The following is a 10,279-nucleotide window of genomic DNA, read 5'->3' as shown; positions in this document are numbered from 1 at the left end:
CGACGTCATCCACCGCGAACTCCGCCACGACTTCCCACCCGCGACCTGCCAACAACCAGCAGCTTGACATAGAAGCGTCAACGTGGCGGGCGGGGCCCGGAGGGTCGGGGTGCGCCGGGCATAAATGGGTGATTCGCCCAATCGCAACGGACGGCGCGGTACGGGACGGTGAGCACACGGCGATCCCCCGCCGCGGACACCCCGCCGCCCGCCAACCCCCGTCGGGCGGCGGGGCCGCGGCCCGAGGAGACGAGGTCCCATGCCCCGCACGATCCTGTCCTGGCACCGCACCCGCGCCCGGCTGCTCGTCCCGGCCGCGGCCACCGCCCTGCTGATCGGCGCCGGCGGGACGGCACCCGCCGGCCCGGCCGTGAGCGCGCCCTCGGACGCGGCGGCGTCGGCGGTCCCGGCGGTCCCGGCGACGGGATCGGCCGCCACCGGGCGCACGTACCAGGTGACGCTGCTCACCGGCGACGTCGTGATCCTGCACGTCGCGCCGGACGGCCGCCAGGCGGCGTGGGCGGAGTCGACGCCCAGCGGCCGGGCGCCGGCGTTCGTCGAACGCGACGGCCATGTGCTGGCGCTGCCGGACCAGGCCGTGCCGTACGTGCAGGACGGCGTGCTGGACGAGCGGCTGTTCGACCTCACGTACCTCGCCGAGTCCGGCTACCACGACCTCGCCCGCGACGACCTGCCGCTGCTGGTCTCCGCGCCGGACGGGCCCGGCATCCGCAGCGTGCCCGAGGCGCCCTCGGGCACCCGGGCCGAGCGGTCGCTGCCGAGCATCGGCGCGCTGGCCGTCACCGCCGCGAAGGACGAGCTCGGCTCGGTCTGGGACGACGTCCGCGCCGGCACCATCGGCCGGGTCTGGCTCAACGGCCGGGTGGAGGCGACGCTGGCGGAGTCGGTGCCGCAGATCGGCGCGCCCGAGGCGTGGGAGCAGGGTCTCGACGGCACCGGCAGCACCGTCGCCGTCCTCGACACCGGCTGGGACCCCGCGCACCCGGACCTCGCCGGGCAGGTCGCCGGCGCGCGCAACTTCACCGAGGACGCCGACCCCGAGGGCCAGGTCGCGGTCGACCGGCAGGGCCACGGCACGCACGTGGCGGCGACGGTCGCCGGCACCGGCGCCGCGTCCGGCGGCACCCACCCGGGCGTCGCGCCGGGTGCCGACCTGCTGATCGGCAAGGTGCTCGGCGACGACGGCTCCGGCTACGAGGACTGGATCATCGCCGGCATGGAGTGGGCGGTCGCGCAGGGCGCGGACGTCGTCAGCATGAGCCTGGGCACCGACTGGGCCAGCGACGGCACCGACCCGATGAGCCTGGCCGTCGACCGCCTCAGCGCGGAGTCGGACACCCTGTTCGTCATCGCCGCGGGCAACACCGGTCCCTTCGAGGGCACGGTCGGCTCGCCGGGAGCGGCCACCTCGGCGCTCACCGTCGGCGCCGTCGACAAGCAGGACCGGCCCGCGGCGTTCTCGTCGCGTGGCCCGCGGATCGGCGACGGCGCCGTGAAGCCCGAGGTGGTCGCGCCCGGCGTCGGCATCGTCGCTGCCCGCGCGGCCGGCACGTCGCTGGGCAGTCTGCTGGACGAGCACTACACGTCGCTCAACGGCACCTCGATGGCGACGCCGCACGTCGCCGGTGCGGCCGCGATCCTGGCCCAGCAGCACCCGGACTGGGACGACGAGCAGCTCAAGCAGCGGCTGATCACGTCGAGCACGCCGCTGGACGAGCCGGTGTCGTTCCAGGGCGCCGGTCGCGTCGACGTCGCCGCCGCGGTGGGCGAGACGGTCAGCGTCGACCAGGGCGTCGTCGACTTCGGGCAGCTGGCGCAGGACGCGCCGGTCGTCAGCCGCACGCTGACCTACCACAATCCGACCGACCGGCGGGTCACGCTGCGGATCAGCGCGGACGTCACCCGTCCCGGCGGGAGCCAGGGGCGGCCGGCGATGCGGGTGCGCAACCCCGTCCTGAGCATCCCGCCCGGCGGCAGCGCCAGCACGCGGGTCGAGGTGTCCGCGGAGTCGAGCACCGGCGGCAGCTACAGCGGGCGCATCGTCGCGCAGGACCCGCGCGACCGCGACACCGCGATCCACAGTGTCACGACGTTCACCGTCGAGCGCCCGCTGCACACCGTCTCCGTCGACACCATCGGCCGCGACGGCGAGCCGGCCGGCGGTCACGTGGACCTATGGAACACCGAGACCGGCGAGTGGACCCGGGCGTTCGTCTCCGAGGGCACCGCGACCGCCGTGGTCCCGGAGGGCACGTACACCGTCGTGACGACGATCGAGACCGCCGGTCGCGACTTCGCCGCCGCGAGCTACGCGCTGGCCGCCGAGCCGGACCTGCGCGTCGACGAGGACGTGACGCTGGCCTACGACGCGCGCGACGCCGAGCAGGTCCGGGTGACGACGCCGCGCGAGGCCGACGAGACCGGCTTCGACGCCATGTGGGAGCGCGCCGTCGGTGAGCAGTCGATCCGGATGACCGTCGCGCAGGGTTTCGACGGCGCCGACCTCTACACGCTGCCCAGCCGCCGGCCGAAGGCCGGGACGTTCGAGCTCTCGACGACGTGGCAGCTGGTGCAGCCGCTGCTGGAGGTGCGCGCCGGCGGCGAGCGGCTGCTGCCGTCACCGCGCCTGGCGACGCCCCCGCTGGTGTACACCGGGCCCGAGGCGCTGCCGCTCGTCGACGTCGGCACCGGCACGGCCGCGGAGTTCGCCGCCGCCGACGTCGCCGGCAAGGCGGTGCTGGTGAGCCGGCACGGCGAGTGGGAGGTGCCGGAGGAGCAGCTGCGGCTGGCGACGGAGGCAGGTGCGGCCCTGCTGCTCCTGGCCAACGACGTCGACGGGGAGTGGTCGCAGTTCTTCTGGGGCGCCACGCTGCCCGCCTACACCGTCGACCAGGCGGCCGGCGAACGGCTGCGGGCGGCTCTGGCGGCCGACCCCGGCCTGGAGCTGGACCTCACCAGCCGGCGCGACTCCGAGTACAGCTACCACCTCGCGTTCACCGAGAACGGCCTGCCCGGCGGCGTCACCTACGCCGCCGACGCCGACGACCTCGCCGTCGTCGAGTCCGACTACCGGCAGGCGTCGGAACGAATGGGCCGGCGCGAGGCGTGGATCCCGTTCGCCGGCGCGTCGAGCCTCGGCTCGAGCATGTCGATCATTCGGAACGGACCCGTGCACCGCACCGAGTACCTCAGCGCCGACGGCGTCGAGTGGCAGCGCTTCGCCCAGCCGCACCCGGAGTTCGCCAACATGTACTGGACGTGGTCGGGCATCGAGCCGTACGCCGCGGGCAGCACGACCGAGCAGGTGTGGTGGGGCCCGCTGGTCGCGCCGGGCATGCCGGCGCTGACCGGCTCGGAGGAGTACGGCCTGCCGGTGGCGCGGTTCCGCGACGCGATCCGCATCTCGCTGCCGCAGTACCTCTACGGCCCGTCGACGTACGGCTTCATCCAGCAGCAGCTCGGCGACTCGTCAGAGCTGGTCCTGCGCCGCGACGGCGTCGAGGTGGGCCGGTCGACCTGGTCGGAGGCGCAGTTCACCGTGCCGGGGGAGGCGGCGGACTTCGAGCTGTCGCTGGAGACGAGCGCCGGGGCGGGCAACTTCTCCGACCTGTGGACGCACACCGCGACGACGTGGGGCTTCCGGTCCGCGCGGGCGGCGGACCGCGAGGTGCTGCCGCTGATCCAGCTGGCCTACGGGCTGGAGACCGGGCTGTACGACGAGGTCCCGGCCGGGGCGTCGTACCCGGTGGAGCTGCGCCCGTCCTACCCGGCGGGCGCGACCGGCCCGGGCGGGTTCACCGCCACCGCCGAGGTCTCCTTCGACGACGGCGCCAGCTGGCGGCCTCTGGCGGTGACGGCGTCGGGCGACGGCGGCCTGCAGGCGACCGTCCCCGCCGCGGACGGCGGGTTCGCGTCGCTGCGGGTGACGGTCACCGACGCCGCCGGGAACACCGTCCGGCAGCAGATCGACCGCGCCTGGCGGGTCGGCACGGCGGGGTAGCCGCCCATCGATCGTGCCCGGCAATGGGGTGTCGTGTTGTCCCTCCCAAGGCCCCCATTGCCGGGCACAGCAACGCCCGAGCGAGCCGTCAGCCGGTGGTGACCCGCAGGCTCAGCTCCATGTGGCCGTCGGCGAGGTGCATGGCCATGCCGATGGCCTGCAGCGCCTCGATCGACCGCGTCTCGTCCTCGCCCAGCGACCCGCCGGCAGCGTCGAGGATGTGCTGCTCGACGGTGTCGACGTTGACGAAGAACGCGGAGTCGGCGTCGTCGGCGTCGGCCACCGCCGTGCGGTAGGCGTCGGTGTCGGCCAGGCCGCCGCCCTCGAGCAGCTGGGCGGCGTAGTCCTCCGACGTGGCCAGCACGTAGCCGTCGTCGGTGGTCTGCAGGGGCAGCTCGTCCAGCGGCGCGCCGGCGTCGGCGGCCAGGCCCTGGATGCGCTGCCACAGGTCGGCGAAGGCGTCGGGGTCGGTGACGACGCGGGCGCCGAGGTCGATGGAGGAGAAGTCGCCGTACTCGAACGCCTCGGCGTCGAGGTCACCCGCGTCGGCGGCGACGACCAGCTCCTCGCCGAGCACGGTGGCGAGGTCGTCGGGCAGGACCAGGCCGGTCTGCGCCTCCAGCTCGGCCAGCATCTCAGCGCCGTCGGGGACCGACTCCAGCGAGGCGTCCCAGGTGTCGCGCAGGTACTGGCCGGCGTCGTGCGAGCCGAGGAAGAGTGTGGTGTCGTCGGGCACGGAGGCGTCGACGCCGCCGCCCTCGAGGGCGTGGTAGGAGCTGCCGGTGACGACGCCGGCCAGCTCGGCGTACCGGTCGTCGAAGCGGACGGACAACGCGACGCTGCGGTAGGTCTCGTCGATGAGCTCGCGCGCCTCGTCCAGCGACGGCAGGTCGTTGCCGGAGGCGCCGGCGCCGATGCCGAACGAGGCGGCCGAACCGTCGAACGTGGCGAACATGGCGGAGCCGGAGAACCAGGCCGACGCGACGCCCTGCTCGCCGAGCAGATCCATGGCCTGAGTGAACTCGGCGTTGTCGGCGAGCGACGCCTCCGCCACGCCGGCCGCGTAGGCGTCGGCGTTCTCCTGGGTGTCGGTGACGAGCAGGTAGCCGTCGACGTAGGCGCGGCCGAGGCCGTCGGCTTCCGCCTCGCCGCCGCCGCAGCCGAGGATCCGGTCGATCGCCGCCGTGGCGGCCTCCTCGTCGCTCGCCTGCAGGGCGACGACGTAACCCGGCTCGCCGCTGTCGCCCGACGGCGGGGTGATGGCCGCGCCGACGCGCTCGCCGACCCACGGCTCGACGTCGTCGGCGAAGCTGATGTCGCAGCCGGTGGCCGAGGCGAGCTCGTCGACGAACCGCTCGCGCAGGTCGACGTCCTCGTCGGTGATGCCGGTGGCCTCGGTGAACAGCGGGAAGTTCTGCAGGAACCGGAACGCCTCGATCTTCTGCCCGGCCGACGGGTCGAGGTCGAGCCGGACGTAGCCGATGGCGTCGGCCGGAAGCACGTCGTGCGGCTGGGTGCCGCCGCCGTCGAGGGCCTGCCAGGCGAACACGGCGCCGGGCACGACCAGCAGGACGGCCGCGGCGATGCCGCCGGCGAGCAGGCCGCGGCGCTTGCGGGGCACGATGGCCGGCTCCGGCGTCGCGCCGCCGGGATAGGCCAGCGGCTGCGTGGCCGGATCGGGCGCGGACGAGAACGGGGTGCTCGGCGGCGGTGGCGGTACAGGCGGCAGCGGCCCGCCGGAACCCTGCTGCGGCTCGGGCCGGCCGGGACCCGTGGGCGATCCTGGATACGACATGGCGACCTCCGCCTTCCCCCGTTGAGCGTCGGACCTGCGCCGACTGCGCGCTCAGGGTAGCGGAAAGTCCGGATTGATGCCTTGTGTCAACGTGTCGGGCGAATTGCCGTGCGGTGGCCGTCAGGTGGACCGCAGCGCGGGCAGGACCTCGTCGCGGTAGAAGCGGAAGAACCCGTCCTGGTCCGGTCCGATCTGGTTCACGTAGACCTCGTCGAAGCCGGCCTCCACGTACGGCGTCAGGAACTTCCGGTGCTCCTCGGCGTCCGGGCCGCAGGCGGCCGAGCCGGCCAACGCCTCGCGGGTGACCAGTTCCGACGCCTGCATGAAGTGCTCGGGCGTCCGCAGGACCTGAGCCAGCTCGCCCGGCAGCGCCTGGTTCGGCCAGCGTTTGAGGACGATGTCGAGGCCCTCGTCGGCGCTGGGGGCGAAGCACACCTTCGCGCCGGCCTGCTTCGGCTTGCCGGCGCCGCCCGCGGCCTCGAACCGCCGCGCCATCTCCGCGTCCGGCGACGTGGAGATGAACCCGTCGGCGATGCGGCCGGCGAGGTCGGCCGCCTCCGGTCCGAACGCGGACATGTAGATCTTCGGTGGTTCGTCCGGGCAGGTGTAGAGGCGGGCGTGCTCGACGTCGTAGTACGGGCCGCGGTGGGTGACGACCTCGCCGGTCCAGAGCGCGCGCATGATTTCGATCGCCTCTTCGAGCATGTCGAGGCGCTGGTCCGCCAGCGGCCACGGTGCCCCGGTGACCTGCTCGTTCAGCGCCTCGCCGCTGCCGACGCCGAGGGTGAACCGCCCCGGCGCCATGACGGCCGTCGTCGCCGCGGCCTGCGCGACGATCGCCGGGTGGATGCGCACCGTCGGACAGGTGACGGCGGTCGTGATCGGCAGCGACGTCTCGCGGGCCAGCGCGCCGAGCACCGTCCACACGAACGGCGCCTGGCCCTGCTCGTCGATCCAGGGGTGGAAGTGGTCGGAGATCCAGAGGGCCTCGAACCCGGCCTCCTCGGCGAGCCGCGCCTGCCGGATCAGCTCATCGGGCGGCCAGTCCTCGGTGGAGAGGAAGTATCCGTAACGCGTCATGCCGGTGACGTACCCAGCGCGGTCCGGGCCATCCTGACGAGCGTGCATGAGAACCGTTGTGCCAATGCGACGGGTCTCGTCCGCACCGCTGCTGAACAGTAGACTCGTTCTACGAATCTGATTCGCCCCGCCGTGGGGCGTTGGAGGAGAACGATGCAGGGAAACAACCCGATCTTCAGCCGGGCTGAGGGCTTCAACGGACGGCACGCGACCTACGACGCCGCCGCGCCGAGCGCTGAAGAACTGCAGAACATGTACGCCGCTCCGTCGGCGACGCCCGTGCAGACCGGGCGGATGACGTACGACGACGTCGTCATGAAGACCGGCATCACCTTCGCGGTGCTGCTCGCCGGCGCCGTCGTCGGCTGGCTGTACCCGGGCCTGGCCTTCGTCGGCCTGATCGTCGGCTTGGTGCTCGGTCTGGTCAACTCGTTCAAGCGCAACCCGTCGCCGGCCCTGATCCTGGCCTACGCCGCGTTCGAGGGTCTGTTCGTCGGCGGCATCAGCTTCGTCTTCGAGAACTACGCCATCTCGGGTCAGCCGCTCGACGGCATCGTCGCGCAGGCGGTCCTGGGCACGCTCGGCGTCTTCGCGGCCACGCTGTTCGTCTACCGCAGCGGCCGGGTGCGGGTGACGCCGAAGTTCCAGCGTGGCGTCATGATCGCACTGATCGGCTACGCGATCTTCAGCCTCGTCAACCTGCTGTTCATGTGGTTCGGCTCGTCCGACAGCGCCTTCGGCTTCCGCGACGGCTGGTTCGGGGTGCTGATCGGCCTGTTCGCGGTCGGCCTGGCGTCGCTGTGCCTCATCCTCGACTTCGACTTCATCGACAAGGGCGTCAAGGCCGGGCTGCCGGCCAAGTTCGCCTGGACGGCGGCGTTCGGCCTCACGGTCACGCTGGTCTGGCTCTACATCGAGATCCTGCGGCTGCTCGCCATCCTCCGGGGTGAATGAGCGCCCGTAGCCGGCGCCTGACGCACGACGGCCCGCCCCGTGAGTTCACGGGGCGGGCCGTTCGTCGTCTCAGTGCGTCCTCTCGCCGCCGGACGGCGCGTGTGGGCGCGGATCGCGCCGGCGGACGGTCAGATCGGCGAGGTCGCCGAACCGAACAGGCGGGCGGCGCGGCGCAGGTCGTGCTCGTGCACGATGGCCGTGGCGTGGCCGTGTGCCAGCCCGTGTTCGTCGCGTAGCCATCTGACGCGGTCGTCGAATCTCAGGAACGACGGTCCGGCCTCCAAGGCCTCGAACCACTCCGGAAGTTCTCGCCCGGTGACGCCGGGAACGCGGGCGAGAAGGTTGCGATGTGTCTCGTCGGAGTGATTCAGGCTCATGGCTGCCTCCGAGGGCTCTCGAGTTCTCCGTACTTCGACTGTGCCGCAGGACTCCGGACGGCACAACCCCTTCCTCCAAGACCATCCGCGGACCGGCCGGTCCGCGGAGGCGTCAGCCGAGCCGCTCGAGGATGATCGCCATGCCCTGACCGCCGCCGACGCACATCGTCTCGAGCCCGATCGACGCGTCGCGCGTGCGGAGGCCGTTGACCAGCGTCGTCATGATCCGTGCACCCGTCGAGCCGAACGGGTGACCCAGCGCGATCGCCCCGCCGTGCACGTTGAGCTTGTCGTAGTCGATGCCGAGCTGCCGCGCGCTGGGGACGACCTGGGCGGCGAACGCCTCGTTGATCTCGACCAGGTCGACGTCGTCGATGGTCATGCCGGCCCGGGCCAGCGCCCGCCGCGACGCCTCGACCGGGCCGAGGCCCATGATCTCCGGCGACAGCGCGGACGCCGCCGTCGCGACGATGCGGGCCAGCGGGGCGAGGCCCAGCTCGCGGGCGCGGGTGTCGGACATGATCACCACGGCGGCGGCGCCGTCGTTGAGCGGGGTGCAGTTGCCGGCCGTGACGGTGCCGTCGGGCCGGAAGACCGGCTGCAGCGCGGCCAGCTTCTCCAGCGTGGTGCCCGGCCGAGGGCTGTCGTCGGTGTCGACGACCTGACCGTCGGGCCGGGTGACGGGTGAGATCTCGCGGGCGAAGAAGCCGTCCTTCACCGCCTGCTCGGCGCGCGCCTGCGAGAGGACGGCGAACTCGTCCTGGTCGGCGCGGGTGACGCCGGCGTACGTGGCGACGTTCTCGGCCGTCTGGCCCATCTGGATGTAGATGTCGGGCACCTGCCCGTCGGCGCGCGGGTCGTGCCACGTCTCGTTCGTCTCGGCGTACTTCGCCGTGCGCGCCTGGGCGTCGGCGAACAGCGGATTCTGGGTCTCGACGGGGTCGACGCCGGCGCCGCCGAAGCCGACGTAACGCGAGACGCACTCGACGCCGGCGGACACGAACACGTCGCCCTCGCCGGCCTTGATCGCGTGGAACGCCATGCGCGCCGTCTGCACCGACGAGGCGCAGAACCGGTTGATCGTCGCCGCCGGTAGCGCGTCCAGCCCGAGCTGGACGGCGATGCGCCGGGCGACGTTGCCGCCCTGCTCGTCGCGCGGCTCGGCGCAGCCGACGTAGAGGTCGTCGATGGTGGCGGGGTCGAGGGCCGGGATCTGGTCGAGCGCCGCCCGGATCGTCGTGACGGCGAGGTCGTCGGGCCGCACGTCGACCAGCGACCCCTTGTACGCCCGCCCGATGGGCGACCGCGCGGTGGCGACGATGACTGCCTCGGGCATGGCGGGCTCCTTCGACCGTTGGTTACCGACTGGTAACTCCAGGATACTCGGTGGGCTCCCTCCTGAGGTGGGCCCCGTCCCCCTGCTGCCCGATTGTCTTGGCCGCGGGCGCGCGCCTCAAGTCCGCGCGCGTTGTTGTTGGGCTTCGCTGTGGTTGGGGCGCTTGGACTTGACCCGCGCGCCCGCGGCTCAGAACGGGCAGCGATCAGGGGGACGGGGGAGTGTGGCGACGGCTGCCCGGGGCGTTGGTCCCGTTACGGTGTGGCGTTGGTGTCGTGGGGCGTCCACCAGGTGAGATTTCACCGCGATTCGGGAGCCATCACGAGGATTACCCCAGCGACAACACCCCTACAGTCATGGTGATGCTCAGGTAATCCTCGTGATGTAGGCGATCGCCGATGATCATCGCTGTCCACACTCCGACAAAGCACGCGAAACGGGCAGGACAAGCGTGAGGCGTGCCCACATCCTCCCCGTCCCCTGATAGCTGCCCGTTCTTAGCCGCGGACGGGTGAGTCAAGCGGTCATCGTCGCGCGTAGCGCCCCATAGTCCGCTTGACGCGCACGTTCGCGGCAAGAGAATGGGGCAGCAGGGGGACGGGGAGCCCAGCCCACCGACCGAGCCGGGGTCAGACCCGCTCGGGCGCGTCGGGCAGCGGCCGGCGGCGGCGGATGCGCAGCTGCGCCCAGGGGCCGCGCGGCCCGCGGGCCCGCCC

Annotated in this window: 6 protein-coding genes; 2 read left to right on the top strand and 4 right to left on the bottom strand. The window is 72.7% G+C overall.

Annotated features, from left to right (window positions below):
• Positions 1-259: 259 nt before the first annotated feature.
• Positions 260-4,021 (top strand): S8 family serine peptidase, encoded by a 3,762-nt coding sequence (locus DY240_RS26455; protein ID WP_119662665.1) that lies wholly within the window; start codon positions 260-262, stop codon positions 4,019-4,021.
• A gap of 88 nt (positions 4,022-4,109) precedes the next feature.
• On the opposite strand, the gene DY240_RS26450 is transcribed toward DY240_RS26455, so the two are convergent.
• Together DY240_RS26450 and DY240_RS26445 are read right to left on the bottom strand one after the other, a co-directional pair.
• Complete coding sequence (locus DY240_RS26450; protein ID WP_119662664.1) at positions 4,110-5,816, bottom strand: DUF3352 domain-containing protein; 1,707 nt, start codon at positions 5,814-5,816, stop codon at positions 4,110-4,112.
• A 120-nt stretch (positions 5,817-5,936) separates the two neighbouring features.
• Entirely contained in the window at positions 5,937-6,896 is a 960-nt protein-coding gene (locus tag DY240_RS26445; protein WP_119662663.1) for a TIGR03557 family F420-dependent LLM class oxidoreductase, read from the bottom strand.
• 153 nt (positions 6,897-7,049) lie between these two features.
• Here DY240_RS26445 and DY240_RS26440 point away from each other — a divergent pair, with 153 nt between their 5' ends.
• Complete coding sequence (locus DY240_RS26440) at positions 7,050-7,850, top strand: Bax inhibitor-1/YccA family protein (protein WP_119662662.1); 801 nt, start codon at positions 7,050-7,052, stop codon at positions 7,848-7,850.
• A gap of 128 nt (positions 7,851-7,978) precedes the next feature.
• On the opposite strand, the gene DY240_RS26435 is transcribed toward DY240_RS26440, so the two are convergent.
• Positions 7,979-8,227 carry a DUF4287 domain-containing protein gene (locus DY240_RS26435; RefSeq protein ID WP_119662661.1) on the bottom strand — a complete coding sequence of 83 codons (249 nt, stop codon included), beginning with the start codon at positions 8,225-8,227 and terminating at the stop codon, positions 7,979-7,981.
• Between the two features lie 112 nt (positions 8,228-8,339).
• Positions 8,340-9,563, bottom strand: coding sequence for an acetyl-CoA C-acetyltransferase (locus DY240_RS26430; RefSeq protein ID WP_119662660.1), 1,224 nt, complete (start codon positions 9,561-9,563; stop codon positions 8,340-8,342).
• Between the last annotated feature and the right edge of the window lie 716 nt (positions 9,564-10,279).

It is taken from the genome of Jiangella rhizosphaerae (genome assembly GCF_003579925.1).
Classification (GTDB): Bacteria; Actinomycetota; Actinomycetes; order Jiangellales; family Jiangellaceae; genus Jiangella; species Jiangella rhizosphaerae.
This window is presented reverse-complemented; position numbering and strand designations above follow the sequence as displayed.